This window comes from Pseudomonas sp. GW821-FHT07B01 (assembly GCF_059419065.1).
Window position 1 is genome coordinate 304513 of the sequence record NZ_JBWKRA010000002.1, and the last position, 15550, is coordinate 320062.

The following is a 15550-nucleotide window of genomic DNA, read 5'->3' on the forward strand; positions in this document are numbered from 1 at the left end:
TTTGGGCAAAACCTGTCGGGCATTCTGCACATCTCCCACTCACGAAAGACGCCTATGAAAGTTTCGAGCAGCAGGTACACCGAGCAAGCAGCAGGCGATGCGCGGCCACTGGTACTGAGCCAGCGCACCTCTTCCCCGGCTCAGGATAGCCCGATGCTGTTCCAGGAATCCTGCCTGGGGCTGAACGCGGACCTGGACCGTATCGTGCTGCGTCGCTACTTCGAACACTACAGCCCCGACGCCGGGCGCTGGGTCGAGTACGCCCACTCCATTCCCATCGCCGAGCTTGTCCACTGGATCATGACCCATGGCCAGTTGCATATCGAATCGTCACACGACACTCCAAACGAACAGGCAACCCATTGATGGCCCGTAAATGCTCACTCCTGCTACTGATGGCGGCCACCCTGAGCCTGATGGCTTGCAGCAGCAACAAGGTCGAACCCGAGCGATATACAGGCTTTCTTCATGACTACAGCCTGCTTAAAGAACAACAGAGCCCGTCGGGCCAGACCGTACTGAGTTGGATCAGCCCGGCCTTGAAGCGCGGCCGCTACAAGCAGGTCTACCTGGCGCCTAGCCAGTTTTTCCCGGCTGTTGAACCCAGCGCTCAGATCCCGCAAAGCACGCTCTCCCACGTCACCGGCTACTACGACCTGGTACTGCGCTCGGAACTTGGCAAATACGTTTACCTGGCCTCAAAACCTGGCCCTGACACCCTCACAGTACGCCCTGCCATCACCCGCATCGCCACCAGCCCCCAGGGACTGCGGTTGTATGAGTGGCTGCCGATCACCCTGGTCGCAGCGGGCGTGAGCGCCGCCACAGGCATACGCGATCGAGACAGTGAAATCGCCACGGAGCTCTCATTGGAAGATGGTTCGACCGGCGATGTCGTGGCGGCCATGGTGCGTAAAGGCACCGGTGCCCCCCTGGCCAATGACAAGCAAGTCATGACCGCCGACAACGTCAAGGACGTGCTCGACGGCTGGGCCCGCGACCTGGGTACGTCGTACAGTGCAGTCGCTCGATAACCCTCACCGCGCTCAAACGTCATAATCACAGGGGCATCTGCGTGGTAATCTCCCGGCACCACGAATAGACATTGATCGTCACTTGACGATGACCAAAGCCAGGAAAGACCATGCCCAAGATTTCTCACTCAGCGCTACGCCGTAATTTCCGTGACCTGCTGGCAACGCCCCTGTGCGTTGAAACCGCCTCCGTATTCGACCCCATGTCTGCCCGCATCGCGGCCGACCTGGGGTTTGAAGTGGGAATCCTGGGCGGCTCGGTCGCCTCCCTGCAGGTGCTGGCGGCCCCCGATTTTGCGTTGATTACCCTGAGTGAGTTCGTCGAGCAAGCCACCCGCATCGGCCGTGTGGCCCAGTTGCCCTTCATCGCCGATGCCGACCATGGCTACGGCAACGCCCTGAACGTGATGCGCACCGTCGAAGAACTGGAACGCGCCGGCGTCGCTGCGCTGACCATCGAAGACACCCTCTTGCCCGCGCAATTCGGGCGTAAATCCACGGACCTGATTTCCGTCGAAGAAGGCATCGGCAAGGTCAAGGCCGCGCTGGAGGCACGTGTCGACCCGGCGCTGTCGATCATTGCGCGCACCAATGCCGGCGTGCTGCCCACCAGCGACGTGATTGCGCGGACCAAGGCCTACGAAAAGGCCGGTGCTGACGGCATCTGCATGGTCGGCGTCAAGGACTTCGACCACCTGGAGCAAATCGCGGAGAACCTCAGCGTTCCGCTGATGCTGGTGACCTACGGCAACCCACAACTGCACGACAGCGAGCGCCTGGCCAGCCTGGGCGTACGCATCGTGGTGGCCGGGCATGGCGCCTACTTCGCCGCGATCAAGGCCACTTACGACAGCCTGCGTGCCCAGCGCCAGCTGACCCATAGCACTTCGAACCTCAGTGCGACGGAGTTGACCCACACTTACACCTTGCCTGAGAGCTATGTGGCGTGGGCCGAAGAGTTCATGGATGTAAAAGAGTAATCAATCACTCACGGCTCAGCCGTTGGCGCATCCCTGCGCTGGCGGCCGGGCCGGGCTGTACCACGCACTGATCCATCGCCACCCACGCACCTTCCTCCGTCGCCATCATCGGCTGCACCGGCCGGCCCGTCTCGCGTTCCACCACCTCGACACTGATGCCCTCCTCGGCGTAATGCCGATTGCCCCACGCCACCAACGCCATCAGCACCATACGAAAGTCTTCGCCTCTGGCCGTCGGCACGTATTCGTAGCGTGGCGGCCGCTCGCTGTAGGCGCGGCGCTCCAGCATCCCCGCTTCTACCAAGCCATTAAGGCGGCGCGTCAGCATGTTGGGCGCGATGCCCAGGCTGCGCGAGAACTCGTCAAAACGGCGCAAGCCGTGCAAGGCGTCGCGCATGATCAGCATGCTCCACCACTCCCCTACCCGTTCAAGGCTACGGGCGATGGGGCATTCGGCACTGATGAGGGATTTGCGCTGCATAAGTATTCCTGTGTGCGAGTACAAACTTGTATGACGCCATGTTACTTTCATGATGATAGTGACGTCCATACGCTGTGTACCCTTCAAGCAACAGGAGTCGATTGAGCATGAGTAAACGTATCGTCGTGACGGGCATGGGCGCGCTGACGCCGCTGGGGTCGAGCGTGGAATCCACTTGGCAGCGCTTGCTGGACGGACAGTCGGGCATCCGCCGTTTGCCGCAAGAGTTGATCGGTGATCTGGCGGTCAGCATCGGCGGCCAGGTGCAAAGTGCGTTGCAAGACCCCGAAGCCGGTTTTGATCCTGATCGACTGTTGGCGGCCAAGGAACAGCGCAAGATGGACCGCTTTATCTTGTTCGCCCTGGCGGCGGCGGATGAAGCCCTGAAGCAGGCCAATTGGGCACCCAAAACACCTGAGGAGCAGGCGCGCACGGCGACCATCATCGCCTCCGGTGTCGGTGGTTTCCCGGCCATTGCCGATGCGGTGCGCACCACTGACAGCAAGGGCCCGCGTCGTCTGTCGCCCTTCACCATTCCATCGTTTCTGAGCAACATGGCCGCCGGGCATGTGTCGATCAACTATGGCTTGAAAGGCCCGCTGGGTGCGCCAGTAACCGCGTGTGCAGCCGGGGTTCAGGCTATCGGCGACGCAGCGCGAATGATCCGCGCCGGGGAAGTCGACGTCGCGGTATGCGGCGGTGCCGAAGCGGCGATTCATCGCGTCAGCCTTGCCGGATTCGCCGCAGCGCGAGCGCTGTCCAGCGATTTCAATGCCACGCCGCAGCGCGCTTCGCGCCCCTTCGATCAGGCGCGCGACGGCTTTGTGATGGGCGAAGGCGCCGGCATTCTGGTAATTGAAGAACTGGAGCATGCCCTGGCGCGGGGCGCACAGCCGATTGCCGAACTGGTGGGCTATGGCACCAGTGCAGACGCCTATCACATGACCGCAGGGCCTGAAGACGGTGACGGTGCGCGCCGGGCAATGACTCAAGCGTTGCGCCAGGCGGGCATCGAGGCATCGCAGGTGCAGTACCTGAATGCCCACGCGACCTCCACGCCTGTGGGCGACAAGGGCGAGCTGGCGGCGATCAGGACGGTATTCGGTACCGGCGGCAGCCCGGCGATCAGCTCGACAAAATCCGCCACCGGCCACTTGCTCGGTGCTGCGGGGGGCATCGAAGCCGTCTTCACCGTGCTTGCCCTGCGTGACCAGATCGCGCCAATGACACTCAACCTGGAAAACCCAGACGCCCTCGCCGACGGCCTGGACATGGTGCGCGATGAGGCGCGGCCCATGCCGATTGAATACGCGCTGTCCAATGGCTTCGGCTTTGGCGGCGTGAACGCCAGCGTGCTGTTCCGACGCTGGATATAAGCCGGGGTTTGCCCCTGGAGTGAATTTCACCGACCATGGCGCCTTTCTGTTCCTGCCAACACGAGGTGCCCATGGCCAACCACGACCTGTCCTATACCCCTGACCCGGACGCCGATTCCATCTCCTCCGACGTGATCGGCTTCAACGGCATCCTGGTCTCCACCCAGATTCCCACCCATGCCGATGGCAGCCTGGAACTGGGCGATATCACCCTGCAAAGCGAGTGCACCCTGCAAGCGCTGAAAGTTGCGCTGGAAAAAGCCGGCAGTTCCATGGACCGGGTCATGCACCTGACCATCTACCTCACCGACATGGCCGACCGTGCTGCGTTCAACGAGGTCTACAAGCGCTTTTTCGCCAAGCCCTGGCCAGTGCGGGCGGCAGTGGGCGTTGCCGCCTTGGCGGTGGAAGGTATGCGGGTGGAAGTGACGGCGATGGCTGCCAAGGCTTGAATCTGTGACGCCGTTAACGCCGATCTGATCGGAATGTCGAACGCGGTCAAAAAGGTGGGCTTGCCTGCGATAGCGGTGGTGAATGTTCCATCGCCATCGCAGCATAGGTATCTACACAACTTTGTGGGCTGTACCCGCCAACGGTAACTACGATGCGAAGCGAGCCGCTCTTGATCTGCTTTTGATCTTAGGCGCCCCGTCAAACCACGCTGGCCGGAATTCGACAGTGATTTGGGGGGTAAACCGGCAGGGATGCCGGTTTAGCCGCCCCGCGCCATGGATGGCGCGTGGCGGCGGCCCCCCAAATCACTGGCGGATTACGGGCACACCGAGCCTAGGCGAGGTGCCGAGTGGTGGGGCAAGAGCCCTTTGGTTACTTTGGGGCTCTTTTCCAAAGTGACCCGCCGTCAGGCGGAACCCTAAGTGGCAGTTACCGCAGGAATGGATATGTACACGGTCCAACTGGGTTGACTGTCAGGCCGTCTTCGCAGGCAAGCCAGCTCCCACATTTGGACAGCGGCGCGTCAGTTAGAACAGCGCTGGCTGTCAGGCCGTCACGGGAGCAAGCTCCCTCGCCACAGGTTCAGCGTCGCACCAAAATTGTGTAGATACCTATGGCCATCGCAGGCAAGCCAGCTCCCACATTGGGTCTTCGTTGCGTTGAGTAATGCGTTCGCTTAACGGACTTGCATTAGGCCCGACAGCCCTGCGGTAGATGCCGCCCAGGCATTTCACGGCTACAATGCGCGCCTCGACCGTGACAAGCCTGACTAAAAACTATGTCCTTGCCCAAGCATCACCTGGAATTGCTCAGCCCTGCCCGCGATGTCGCCATTGCGCGCGAGGCTATCCTGCACGGCGCCGACGCCGTTTATATCGGCGGGCCGAGCTTCGGCGCCCGCCATAATGCGTGTAACGAGGTGAGCGATATCGCTCAACTGGTGGAATTCGCCCGCCGTTACCACGCCCGCGTCTTCACCACCATCAACACCATCTTGCATGACAACGAGCTGGAACCTGCGCGCAAGCTGATCCATCAACTCTACGATGCCGGTGTCGATGCGCTGATCGTGCAAGACCTGGGCGTGATGGAGCTGGATATTCCGCCGATCGAGCTGCACGCCAGCACCCAGACCGACATCCGCACCCTGGGCCGGGCCAGGTTTCTCGACCAGGCCGGTTTCTCGCAGTTGGTACTGGCCCGCGAGTTGAACCTGCAAGAGATCCGCGCCATTGCCGACGAGACCGATGCCGCCATCGAGTTCTTTATCCACGGCGCCCTGTGTGTCGCGTTCTCCGGGCAGTGCAATATCTCCCACGCGCAAAATGGCCGCAGCGCCAACCGTGGCGACTGCTCCCAGGCCTGCCGCCTGCCCTACACCCTGAAAGATGACCAAGGCCGCGTGGTGGCCTTTGAAAAGCACCTGCTGTCGATGAAAGACAACAACCAGAGCGCCAACCTGCGTGCCCTGGTCGAAGCGGGCGTGCGTTCGTTCAAGATCGAAGGCCGCTACAAGGACATGGGTTATGTGAAGAACATCACCGCCTACTACCGCCAGCGCCTCGACGAGATCCTCGAAGACCGTCCGGACCTGGCCCGCGCTTCCAGCGGGCGTACCGCGCACTTCTTCCTGCCCGACCCGGAAAAAACCTTCCACCGCGGCAGCACCGATTACTTTGTCAGCGACCGCAAGATCGACATCGGCGCGTTTGACACCCCGACCTTTACCGGCCTGCCCGTGGGCACCGTGGAAAAAGCCGGCAAGCGCGACTTGCAGGTGGTCACCCATGAGCCGCTGTCCAACGGCGACGGCCTCAATGTGCTGATCAAGCGTGAAGTGGTGGGTTTTCGCGCCAACATCGCCGAGCCCAAGGGTGAGTTCGAGGAAGACGGTGAAAAGCGCTACCGCTACCGCGTCGAGCCCAACGAAATGCCGGCCGGCCTGCATCAACTGCGCCCGCATCACCCGCTCAATCGCAACCTGGACCACAACTGGCAACAGGCCCTGCTCAAGACCTCGGCCGAGCGCCGTATCGGCTTGTCATGGGTCGCACGCCTGCGTGAAGAGCAGCTGCAAATCACCGCGACCAGCGAAGAAGGCATCAGCGCCAGCGTCACCCTGCCCGGCCCGTTTGGCGTGGCCAACAAGCCGGAACAGGCGCTGGACACCCTGCGCGACCTGCTCGGCCAGCTCGGCACCACCGAGTACCACGCCACCCGTATCGAACTGGATGCGCCGCAAGCGTTCTTCATCCCCAATTCGCAGCTCAAGGCCTTGCGCCGTGAAGTGATCGAAGCACTGACCGCCGCACGCGTCGCCGCGCATCCGCGGGGCGGGCGCAAGGCTGAAACCTCGCCGCCGCCGGTTTACCCTGAGGCGCACCTGTCGTTCCTGGCCAACGTCTACAACCAGAAGGCCCGGGACTTCTACCATCGTCACGGCGTGAAGCTGATCGATGCAGCCTTCGAAGCCCACGAAGAAACCGGCGAAGTGCCGGTGATGATCACCAAGCACTGCCTGCGTTTCTCGTTCAACCTGTGCCCTAAACAGGCCAAAGGAGTGACCGGGGTAAAGACCAAGGTGGCGCCGATGCAATTGATCCACGGTGACGAAGTGCTGACCCTGAAGTTCGACTGCAAACCCTGCGAGATGCATGTGGTGGGCAAGATCAAGGGGCATATCCTCGGCCTGCCGCAGCCTGGCAGCGCGGTGGAGCATTTCAACCCGGAAAACCTCATCTATCAGGGCACGCACTAACCCTCACCTGTAGGAGCGAGCTTGCTCGCGAAGAACGAGAGAACGCCGCGTTTCAACCCTGATACGCGGCGTCATCGTTAACCTTCTTCGCGAGCAAGCTCGCGCCTACCGAGGTTGCGGGGCCACCACCAGCCCCGCTGCAACCCTGCCGCTGCCAGCAGAATCGCCGCCACGCCCAGCCATTGCAGCCACCCCAGGCGATGCCCGAACGCAATCCAATCCACAAAGATCGCCGCAATCGGGTAGATGAACGACAGTGCGCCGGTAATGGCCGTCGGCAGTTTCTGGATCGCGCCATACAGCAGTACGTACATCAAACCCGTGTGCACCACCCCCAAAGTGACCAAGGCCGCCCACGTTGTGGTGGATGCCGGCAGGCCATTCCAGGGCACCAGCGGCGCCAGCAATAGCGCGCCAGTGGCCACCTGGATCAATGCCATCAAATGCGGCGGTACTTCCTTGAGGCGCTTGATGATCAACGCCGCGACCGCATATAAAAATGCCGCACCCAGGGCCAGCGCGATGCCTACCAGGTAATCACCGCCACCCGTTTGCTCGCCATGGGCGGTGACAATCGCCAACATGCCCAGAAACGCCACGCTCAACCACACCAGTTTCTGCACGGTGATTTTTTCACCGAGAAACACCGCCGCCAGCATCACCAGGATAAACGGCTGCACGTTATACACCGCGGTGCTGATAGCGATGGAGGCACGGGAATAGGATTCGAACAGCAGCAACCAGTTGCCGACGATGGCCACGCCGCTGAGCACGGCCAGCCCCAGTTTTGCCCAACTGAGCAGGTCCAGGCGCAGGTAACCCAGCCAGGCGCACACGAGTACCAGCGTCAGCGCACCGATCACACAGCGCCAGAACACCACCTCGATCACCGACACGCCAGACACCAGCACAAACCAGCCAATGCTGCCCGAGATCAGCATGGCGGCGACCATTTCCCACGACCCGCGACGGATGGATGAATCCATGATTGAGGCTCCTCAAGTGAGGCTCCAGTATGGCAATCTGTTGGTGACGGCTAAAGCGACTAAAAAAGGCAAAAGCCCGAAATCACCTTTTCTTATTAGGCACAGACCATGATCGACACCATCGACCAGCAATTGATCGCCGCTTTGATGGACGACTCGCGGTTGTCCCTCAAGGCCCTGGCAGGCATCACCGGGCTGTCGTCACCCAGCGTCAGCGAACGCCTGCGGCGCCTGGAAGAACGTGGCGTGCTGACCCACTACACCGTCGACATCGACCCCAGACACTTCGGTTATCTGCTGCAAGCCATCGTGCGCATCCGCCCCCTGCCCGGCAAATTGCAGGAGGTGGAGCGTCAGATCCAGGCGATCCCCGAGTTCACAGAGTGCGACAAGGTTACCGGGGACGACTGCTTTATCGCACGCCTGCATGTACGCACCATGGAACACCTCGACACGCTGCTGGACCGGCTGAATACCTATGCCGAAACCAACACCGCTATCGTCAAGAAAACCCCGGTGAAACGGCGTTTGCCGCCGTTGGCTGACTAAATGGGTTGTTCAGGTACTCATGCCCAGTGCTCGGCCCGCTCACTGGTCAGCTTTTCCACAAACCCCACAATCCGCCGACAGGCTTGCGCCAGGCGCTCCTCGCCCAGGGTAAAGGACAGTCGAACGAACCCCTGGGCCGGCTCGCCGAAGGCTGCCGCGTCCAGCACCGACACGCCCGCTTCGCGAAACAGGCGCCAGGCAAAATCCAGCGACCCCAGCCCCGTACCGCGCACATCCACCAGCACGAACATGCCCGCTTGCGGCGCCAGCACCCGGATGCCTGGGCAGGTGCTCAAGGCGGTCACTACCAGGTCACGTCGGCGTCGGTAGGTCTCCCGCATACCTTCAGTGACGTCATCGTGGGCCAACACCGCGGCGGTCGCCGCCTCCATCACGAAGCCGGGCAAGCCGTACATCATGCTCAACAGCAGGGTTTCGGCGTGCTGCACCATTTGCACTGGAGCGATGAGCCAGCCGATACGCCAGCCGGTCATGGCGTGGGACTTGGACAAGCTGCCGATCACAATGCAGCGCTGGGCCATGCCCGGTAATGCCGCGAGGCTGTGGTATTGACCGTCGAACACCAGGCTTTCGTAGACCTCATCCACCACCACCCACAGATCATGGGCGATGGCCAGGTCGGCAATGGCTTGCAGCTCCTGCAGGTCAAGCACCACGCCAGTGGGGTTGTTCGGATTGGAAAAGAATATCGCCCGGGTACGCGGGGTGATCGCGGCGGCGAGCAAGGACGGATTCAGGCGAAAGCCGGCCTCAGCACTGCAGGGCACCCGCACCAGGGTGGCGCCGCTGGCCTTGAGCGTGGCTTCGTAGGTGACATACATCGGGTCGAGCACCAACACTTCGTCACCGCCCTGCAACAGGCACAGCGAACTGATGAACAGCGCGTTCTGCGCACCGGGCACGATGATCACGTTGTCGGCGGCCAACGGCCGGGCAAGGGTCTGGCTGTAACGGGCTGCGATCGCCTCGCGCAGTGCGGGGCGACCGGCGATCTCGGTGTAGTGGGAATCTCCCGCGTGCAAGGCATTGACGGCGGCGTCGGTGATAAAGGTCGGCGTGGCGAAATCCGGGTCGCCGACGCTGAGGATGATGACGTCTTCGCCCTGGCTGGCGGCGTCGAACGCGGCGTGGTGGATGTCCCAGGCGGCAACGCCCTGCCCTGCAATGCGCTCAACGAAGGGAGAAAACTTCATGCCAGAGCCTCTGGTGAAAGAAGAAAGACGCAGATCCGTAGATGCGCGGGCGACAAGCGGCCAACTTAGTGCATGGCAAACCTTCGTTCAATGGCTAAATAGGGCCTTGTCCCCATGGCGGGCAATCACATTGAACCCCCTTCCGGTCGCCGTTCTCAAAGTTGCATAGACCACGGCCCTGGAACACGCACAATGACTTTCATTCTATGGCTGGCCGTATTGGGCGCCGTACTGCTTACCCTGGCCCTCACCTCCTCATACTTGCGCTGGATGCCGGTCACCACCTCGGCGGTGTGCCTGTTGCTGGGCACCGCCATCGGCCCCCTGGGTGTGGACCTGCTGCACCTGGACATCAAGGGGTCGGCGCGCTGGATGGAGCACCTGACCGAAGTGGCAGTGCTGTTTTCGCTGTTTGTCAGCGGCCTTAAATTGCGCCTGCCGCTCAAGCATCGCACCTGGCGCATCGCCTTCGGCCTGGCCGGCCCGGTCATGCTGTTGACCATCCTCGGCACCGGGCTGTTGCTGCATTACCTGCTTGATCTGTCGTGGGGGGTGTCTTTGTTGGTGGGCGCGATCCTGGCGCCGACCGACCCGGTGCTGGCGGGCCTGGTTCAGGTCAACAATGCCCAGGACTACGATGCGCTGCGCTTCGGTCTGTCCGGCGAAGCGGGGCTGAACGATGGCAGCGCCTTTCCGTTTGTGATCTTCGGCCTGCTGTTCATGCAACATGGCGGCTTCGATGGCGACTGGGTCGGCGGTTGGGTGCTGAAAAACCTGGTATGGGCGGTGCCGGTCGGGCTATTGATCGGCTACTGGATGGGCCGAGGAATCGGCCGGGTGACGTTGCGCCTGCGCCTGATCAATGCCGACAGCACCCTCTCGCCCAATGATTACCTGACACTGGCATTGATCGCCCTTGCCTATGTGACCGCCGAAGCCGTGGGCGGCTATGGCTTCCTGTCGGTATTCGCGGCGGGCCTGGGGTTGCGCCAGGCCGAGGTGAAGTCCACCGGCAACGCCCAGACACCCGCCGAGCACCTGGCGCAACCGGTGGTGGGCCACCTCGAAATCGAGCCCGAGCAAGCCTTGCATGGTGACGTCAGCCAGTTGAAGGACACCCAGATCGCGGCAGGCGTGATGATGGGCGACATGCTGGCATTCGGCAGCCTGGTGGAGCGGGCCATGGAGGTGTTCCTGGTGACAGTCTTGGGCATCGTGCTGGTCAGCCACTGGGAGTGGGCCGCGTTGGCGGTGGCACCATTGCTGTTTTGTGTGATTCGCCCCGCCAGTGTATTCGCCATGCCTTGGGGCCGCCTGCTGGACCATCGCCAACGCAGCCTGGTCAGTTGGTTCGGCATCCGTGGGATCGGCAGCATTTACTACCTGTTCTATGCGCTCAACCATGGCCTGGTGGGCACCAGCAGTGCGGTGGCGGTCAACTTGACGCTATCGGTCATCGCATTGAGCATCCTGGCCCACGGGTTGAGCACCCAGCCCATGCTGGCGTGGTATGAGCGTCAGGCCGCGCAAAAAAATTGAATCCGGCACCGCCCCGGGGTTTCAAACAGTCAGGACCCACAGTGCGAGTCAACTAATGAAAAACATCGCCCAACGATTGCTTGAGGAACGCCAACGCCTGGGATATTCGCAGCAATACCTGGCGCAGGCAGGCGGCGTGACCACACGCGAGCAACGTCAATATGAACTGGGCGAAGACCTGCCCCATGCGAACTACCTGGCAGCTTTGGCCGAACACGGGGTGGATGTGGTGTATGTAATCACCGGCAAGCGCAGCACGGTGGTTAATATCAGCCGCGATCAGGCGCAGACGCTGATCGATAACCGCGTGGTGGGCCAGGAGGTGTCGCTGGACGGCGGGGCCGAGGAAGACGTCTACTTCAAGCTCAGCAATCCCTCGGGCCCGCCGCCGGATCAGTCCTGATTTTCAGTGTTGCCAACGTCCGCCGCTTCATCCAGGTCGTTCAGCGGTACCTCGGCATCGTCCATCAGCGAACCCGGGTCTTCGTTGCCCGGGTCGTTGAGTTCATCGTCCAGTTCTTTTGACATGTGCGTCTCCTCTAACCGCCTTGGGTATCGATATCGGCATCGGTTTCAGGCTTGTGCTCACGCTCGGGCCTGAAGTCTGGACTGTAGTCGTTTTCCTTGGCCTTTGGGTCGCTCGCAGGCGTTGGATCCTTGGGCGCATCGGCGGCGGTGCCAGGGGCCGGCTCGCCGCCGTCGATGGCTGGGTCGTTGCGATTGTGGGTCTGGGGATCTTTAGGCTGGGTCATGAGGCACCTCTTTGCAGGCCGGTGAAAAATCTGTACCGCATAGAGCTAAGGCGTCACGGCCACGGCTGAAGTTCCGTCCGCGTGGTCAGCGCAGTGGATTGTCCACTTGGATATAAAACGCATAGATGCCCAACACCAGCCAGAACACCATGAACAACCACGGCGCGCGCATGGAAAACAACAACGACTTGCGATAGCCCTTGTGGCTCGACTCCACCTCGGAAAACAGTGGCGACTCATCGTAGGCCATGCCCATCACCGGCTCGCTGCGCAGCAATTCGCTTTGCTTGTAGTGCCAGTGGTCGATGATTTCATACGCCGCACGGATACCGGGCCAGGCATTCAGCGAACTGAGAATACCCAGCGAAACCAGGAAGATCGGCACCACCAGCGTGAACAGCTTGCCCCATTCCGGGTTGAGGTTGCCCATGCCGGAGACAAAGGCAATCACCAGGAAGGATTGCGCGGTCAGGTAGGCGTCGGTGCGGTTAGCCAGGATGCTGGTTTCGTACTGGATCTCGCGCCGGTAAAAGTCGAGGCGGTCCTTGGGCGAGCCGAAAATCTTTGCGTTGTGTTCGCTGTGGTCGTTCAGGGCCGCTTCCGGAGTGTGGGGGGAGATGATTCTGGACACGACGGTGCTCCACAAGGTGACGAAACTTCTTAGAAGAATCGGGGCTCGATGAAGTTCAAGTGGGTTGGCGCACCAATCTGAAACACGCCGCGCCCCATTGTGGTGAGCCCCCTCCTGTGGCGAGCGAGCTTGCTCGCGCTGGAGTGCGCAACGCTCCCGCTTTTATTGGGGCCGCTGCGCAGCCCGGCGCGAGCAAGCTCGCTCGCCACAGGTTATTGATGCCTAGTTCGCATTCCGGCACAGGCATTGCTTTATCCATTCACCACCCGGAAAACAGGAGCATGCGTTACCCCCCGACCCAGAGCCGCCCCCATAAGAAAGTAAGGACCAGGTCTGTTGGCACCTTCAGCCACGGGCTCATAAAAACATGCGTTTTTTTAAGCGGCAGTGCCACCCAAAGCCACACTGGGCACTGACAAGGTACTGGAATGGCTCGATCTTTCTTTGATGAAATGAATGACGCAAACGGCGTATGCCGTGCGCACTATCAGGACTTCTCTCGCTGGCTGGCCAATACGCCGCCAGAACTGCTGGCCCAGCGTCGCCGTGAAGCGGACTTGCTGTTCCATCGCGCCGGGATCACCTTCACCCTGTATGGCGACGAGCAAGACACCGAACGCCTGATTCCCTTCGACATCATTCCCCGCAGCATCCCCGCCAGTGAATGGAGCCTGATCGAGCGTGGCTGCATCCAGCGGGTCAACGCACTGAACATGTTTCTCGCCGACATCTACCACGACCAGCGCATCATCAAGGCCGGGATCATTCCGGCAGAACAGGTGCTGGGCAACGAGGGGTATCAGAAGGCAATGGTCGGCCTGGACCTGCACCGCGACATTTACTCGCACATCTCCGGTGTCGACCTGGTACGCGACGGCGACGGCACCTATTACGTGCTGGAAGACAACCTGCGCACCCCCAGCGGCGTGAGCTACATGCTCGAAGACCGCAAGATGATGATGCGCCTGTTCCCGGAAGTGTTCGCCAAGCAACGCATTGCCCCGGTGGACCACTACCCCAACCTGTTGCTCAAGACGCTCAAGAGCGCCAGCCGCCTCGATAACCCGAATGTGGTGGTGTTGACGCCTGGGCGCTTCAACAGCGCCTTCTTCGAACACGCGTTCCTTGCCCGGGAAATGGGTGTGGAACTGGTGGAAGGCGCTGATCTGTTCGTGCATGACCTCAAGGTGTTCATGCGCACCACCGACGGCCCCAAGGCGGTGGACGTGATCTACCGGCGCATCGACGACGCCTTCCTCGACCCCCAGGCGTTCAACCCCGAGTCGATGCTCGGCGTGCCGGGGCTGGTGGCGGCTTACTGCGCCGGCAATGTGGTACTGGCCAACGCCATCGGCACCGGGGTGGCTGACGACAAGTCGATCTACCCCTACGTACCGGCGATGATCCGCTTCTACCTGGACGAGGAACCGATCCTGCAAAACGTGCCGACCTTCCAATGCCGCAAGCCCGATGAACTGTCTCATGTGCTGGCCAACCTCGAGCAGTTGGTGGTCAAGGAAACCCAGGGCTCCGGCGGCTACGGCATGCTGGTGGGTCCGGCGTCGACGGCCGCCGAGATCGAGGACTTCCGCCAACGCATCAAGGCCCGTCCCCATGCGTATATCGCCCAACCGACCCTGAGCCTGTCCACCTGCCCGACCTTTGTCGAAAACGGCATCGCACCCCGGCATATCGACCTGCGCCCGTTCGTGCTCTCGGGCAAGGAAACCCGCCTGGTGCCCGGCGGCTTGACCCGCGTGGCGCTGAAAGAAGGCTCGCTGGTCGTCAACTCGTCGCAAGGCGGCGGAACCAAGGACACCTGGGTGGTGGAGGGCTGAGTATGTTGAGTAGAACCGCTGCGGATCTGTATTGGATGTCCCGCTATCTGGAACGCGCCGAGAACCTGGCACGCATGCTGGAAGTCAGTTATTCGCTGTCCTTGATGCCCCAGGCCGGGCGCAGCGATGGCCTGGATGAACTGGCGATGTCGTTGCTCAGCAGCGGCACTCTGGACAGCTACCTGGAACGGCACCAGACCCTGGATGCCGAGCGCATGTTGCACTTCTTCGCCCTCGACGAAGAAAACCCGGCCAGCATCTACAACTGCCTGCGCGCCGCCCGGGGCAATGCCCACGCCGTGCGCGGACGCATCACCGCCGACATGTGGGAAAACCTCAACGCCACCTGGCTGGAAATGCGCAGCATCGCCGCCGGCGGCCTGGCGCGACACGGCATCAGCCACTTCTGCGACTGGGTCAAGCAGCGCTCGCACCTGTTTCGGGGCGCGACCTCGGGCACCATCATGCGCAATGACGCCTACCGCTTCATTCGTCTGGGCACCTTTGTCGAACGTGCTGACAACACCTTGCGCCTGCTGGATGCGCGCTATGAGATGTTCGGCGAGGAGTCGGAAGAAGTCAGCGACGTATCGGCACGCGGTTATTACCAGTGGAGCGCCCTGCTGCGCGCGTTGTCGTCGTTCGAGGCCTATACCGAGCTGTATCCGAATGCCTTGAATGCCCGCTCGGTGTCGGAACTGCTGCTGTTGCGCAGTGATGTACCGCGCTCGTTGCATGCGTGTATCGAGGAGTTGAGCCATATCCTTGCGGACTTGCCCGGCAGTTATGGGCGAACGGCGCAGCGCTTGGCGGCGGAGTTTGAAGCCCGGCTGCGGTATACGGGGATTGATGAGATTCTGGAAGATGGGCTGCACACTCGGCTGACAGAATTCATCGACACCGTGCGTGAGTTGGCCCGGGAGATACAAAGCTCCTACCTGGAAGTGGTGTAGCCCAAA

Annotated in this window: 16 protein-coding genes and 1 pseudogene; 11 read left to right on the forward strand and 6 right to left on the reverse strand. The window is 61.5% G+C overall.

Annotated elements, in window-relative coordinates; translation table 11 throughout:
• Positions 1-54: 54 nt before the first annotated feature.
• The 3 genes from AC07S6_RS03925 (at position 55) to AC07S6_RS03935 (ending at position 2014) form a co-directional block, all read left to right on the forward strand.
• On the forward strand, positions 55-366 hold the full coding sequence (locus tag AC07S6_RS03925; RefSeq protein WP_034127413.1) for a hypothetical protein: 312 nt from the start codon (positions 55-57) through the stop codon (positions 364-366).
• On the forward strand, positions 366-1034 hold the full coding sequence (locus tag AC07S6_RS03930; protein ID WP_057975952.1) for a DUF3313 domain-containing protein: 669 nt from the start codon (positions 366-368) through the stop codon (positions 1032-1034). Before AC07S6_RS03925 ends, AC07S6_RS03930 begins: the two co-directional genes overlap by 1 nt.
• A 110-nt stretch (positions 1035-1144) precedes the next feature.
• Positions 1145-2014: an isocitrate lyase/PEP mutase family protein gene (locus tag AC07S6_RS03935; RefSeq protein WP_014718426.1), complete on the forward strand. Its 870-nt coding sequence runs from the start codon at positions 1145-1147 to the stop codon at positions 2012-2014.
• Between the two features lie 4 nt (positions 2015-2018).
• On the opposite strand, the gene AC07S6_RS03940 is transcribed toward AC07S6_RS03935, so the two are convergent.
• Complete coding sequence (locus AC07S6_RS03940; protein WP_032873990.1) at positions 2019-2495, reverse strand: winged helix-turn-helix transcriptional regulator; 477 nt, start codon at positions 2493-2495, stop codon at positions 2019-2021.
• A 107-nt stretch (positions 2496-2602) separates the two neighbouring features.
• Between AC07S6_RS03940 and fabF the strand changes: the two genes are divergently transcribed.
• From fabF to AC07S6_RS03955, 3 genes are all read left to right on the forward strand, one after another.
• Positions 2603-3871: a beta-ketoacyl-ACP synthase II gene (gene fabF, locus AC07S6_RS03945; protein ID WP_014718424.1), complete on the forward strand. Its 1269-nt coding sequence runs from the start codon at positions 2603-2605 to the stop codon at positions 3869-3871.
• A 71-nt stretch (positions 3872-3942) separates the two neighbouring features.
• The gene (locus AC07S6_RS03950) at positions 3943-4323 is read left to right on the forward strand and encodes a RidA family protein (RefSeq protein ID WP_014718423.1); all 381 of its coding nucleotides are present in this window, start codon (positions 3943-3945) and stop codon (positions 4321-4323) included.
• Positions 4324-5102: 779 nt separating this feature from the next.
• The gene (locus tag AC07S6_RS03955; RefSeq protein WP_019820074.1) at positions 5103-7082 is read left to right on the forward strand and encodes a peptidase U32 family protein; all 1980 of its coding nucleotides are present in this window, start codon (positions 5103-5105) and stop codon (positions 7080-7082) included.
• Between the two features lie 77 nt (positions 7083-7159).
• On the opposite strand, the gene AC07S6_RS03960 is transcribed toward AC07S6_RS03955, so the two are convergent.
• Positions 7160-8068 (reverse strand): DMT family transporter, encoded by a 909-nt coding sequence (locus AC07S6_RS03960; protein WP_490614534.1) that lies wholly within the window; start codon positions 8066-8068, stop codon positions 7160-7162.
• 108 nt (positions 8069-8176) lie between these two features.
• On the opposite strand from AC07S6_RS03960, the gene AC07S6_RS03965 reads away from it, so the two are divergent.
• The gene (locus tag AC07S6_RS03965; RefSeq protein ID WP_197881398.1) at positions 8177-8617 is read left to right on the forward strand and encodes an Lrp/AsnC family transcriptional regulator; all 441 of its coding nucleotides are present in this window, start codon (positions 8177-8179) and stop codon (positions 8615-8617) included.
• 38 nt (positions 8618-8655) lie between these two features.
• Here AC07S6_RS03965 and AC07S6_RS03970 read toward each other — a convergent pair.
• Positions 8656-9831, reverse strand: a pseudogene (locus AC07S6_RS03970) (pyridoxal phosphate-dependent aminotransferase); the annotation flags it as partial.
• Between the two features lie 192 nt (positions 9832-10023).
• Between AC07S6_RS03970 and AC07S6_RS03975 the strand changes: the two are divergent.
• Positions 10024-11370 (forward strand): cation:proton antiporter, encoded by a 1347-nt coding sequence (locus tag AC07S6_RS03975; protein WP_495111756.1) that lies wholly within the window; start codon positions 10024-10026, stop codon positions 11368-11370.
• A 55-nt stretch (positions 11371-11425) separates the two neighbouring features.
• Positions 11426-11773, forward strand: coding sequence for a helix-turn-helix domain-containing protein (locus AC07S6_RS03980; protein WP_054899059.1), 348 nt, complete (start codon positions 11426-11428; stop codon positions 11771-11773).
• Here the strand turns inward: AC07S6_RS03980 and AC07S6_RS03985 are convergent.
• The 3 genes from AC07S6_RS03985 to AC07S6_RS03995 all read right to left on the reverse strand — a co-directional run bounded on the left by AC07S6_RS03985 (position 11764) and on the right by AC07S6_RS03995 (position 12753).
• On the reverse strand, positions 11764-11898 hold the full coding sequence (locus AC07S6_RS03985; protein WP_014718417.1) for a hypothetical protein: 135 nt from the start codon (positions 11896-11898) through the stop codon (positions 11764-11766). The two genes, AC07S6_RS03980 and AC07S6_RS03985, sit on opposite strands and share 10 nt — an antisense overlap.
• Before the next feature lie 11 nt (positions 11899-11909).
• Positions 11910-12122: a hypothetical protein gene (locus AC07S6_RS03990; RefSeq protein ID WP_096144667.1), complete on the reverse strand. Its 213-nt coding sequence runs from the start codon at positions 12120-12122 to the stop codon at positions 11910-11912.
• An 85-nt stretch (positions 12123-12207) separates the two neighbouring features.
• Complete coding sequence (locus AC07S6_RS03995) at positions 12208-12753, reverse strand: hypothetical protein (protein ID WP_014718415.1); 546 nt, start codon at positions 12751-12753, stop codon at positions 12208-12210.
• A gap of 428 nt (positions 12754-13181) precedes the next feature.
• On the opposite strand from AC07S6_RS03995, the gene AC07S6_RS04000 reads away from it, so the two are divergent.
• Positions 13182-14591 (forward strand): circularly permuted type 2 ATP-grasp protein, encoded by a 1410-nt coding sequence (locus tag AC07S6_RS04000; RefSeq protein WP_073522382.1) that lies wholly within the window; start codon positions 13182-13184, stop codon positions 14589-14591.
• Positions 14592-14593: 2 nt separating this feature from the next.
• Positions 14594-15544 (forward strand): alpha-E domain-containing protein, encoded by a 951-nt coding sequence (locus tag AC07S6_RS04005; protein ID WP_116667463.1) that lies wholly within the window; start codon positions 14594-14596, stop codon positions 15542-15544.
• Positions 15545-15550: the final 6 nt, after the last annotated feature.

Coding starts and splice junctions, on each gene's coding strand:
- AC07S6_RS03960 (WP_490614534.1), bottom strand. CDS start 8,068: ATGGATTCATCCATCCGTCGCGGGTCGTGGGAAATGGTCGCCGCCATG.
- AC07S6_RS03955 (WP_019820074.1), top strand. CDS start 5,103: ATGTCCTTGCCCAAGCATCACCTGGAATTGCTCAGCCCTGCCCGCGAT.
- AC07S6_RS03990 (WP_096144667.1), bottom strand. CDS start 12,122: ATGACCCAGCCTAAAGATCCCCAGACCCACAATCGCAACGACCCAGCC.
- AC07S6_RS03925 (WP_034127413.1), top strand. CDS start 55: ATGAAAGTTTCGAGCAGCAGGTACACCGAGCAAGCAGCAGGCGATGCG.
- AC07S6_RS03980 (WP_054899059.1), top strand. CDS start 11,426: ATGAAAAACATCGCCCAACGATTGCTTGAGGAACGCCAACGCCTGGGA.
- AC07S6_RS03935 (WP_014718426.1), top strand. CDS start 1,145: ATGCCCAAGATTTCTCACTCAGCGCTACGCCGTAATTTCCGTGACCTG.
- AC07S6_RS04000 (WP_073522382.1), top strand. CDS start 13,182: ATGGCTCGATCTTTCTTTGATGAAATGAATGACGCAAACGGCGTATGC.
- fabF (WP_014718424.1), top strand. CDS start 2,603: ATGAGTAAACGTATCGTCGTGACGGGCATGGGCGCGCTGACGCCGCTG.
- AC07S6_RS03930 (WP_057975952.1), top strand. CDS start 366: ATGGCCCGTAAATGCTCACTCCTGCTACTGATGGCGGCCACCCTGAGC.
- AC07S6_RS04005 (WP_116667463.1), top strand. CDS start 14,594: ATGTTGAGTAGAACCGCTGCGGATCTGTATTGGATGTCCCGCTATCTG.
- AC07S6_RS03940 (WP_032873990.1), bottom strand. CDS start 2,495: ATGCAGCGCAAATCCCTCATCAGTGCCGAATGCCCCATCGCCCGTAGC.
- AC07S6_RS03950 (WP_014718423.1), top strand. CDS start 3,943: ATGGCCAACCACGACCTGTCCTATACCCCTGACCCGGACGCCGATTCC.
- AC07S6_RS03965 (WP_197881398.1), top strand. CDS start 8,177: ATGATCGACACCATCGACCAGCAATTGATCGCCGCTTTGATGGACGAC.
- AC07S6_RS03975 (WP_495111756.1), top strand. CDS start 10,024: ATGACTTTCATTCTATGGCTGGCCGTATTGGGCGCCGTACTGCTTACC.
- AC07S6_RS03985 (WP_014718417.1), bottom strand. CDS start 11,898: ATGTCAAAAGAACTGGACGATGAACTCAACGACCCGGGCAACGAAGAC.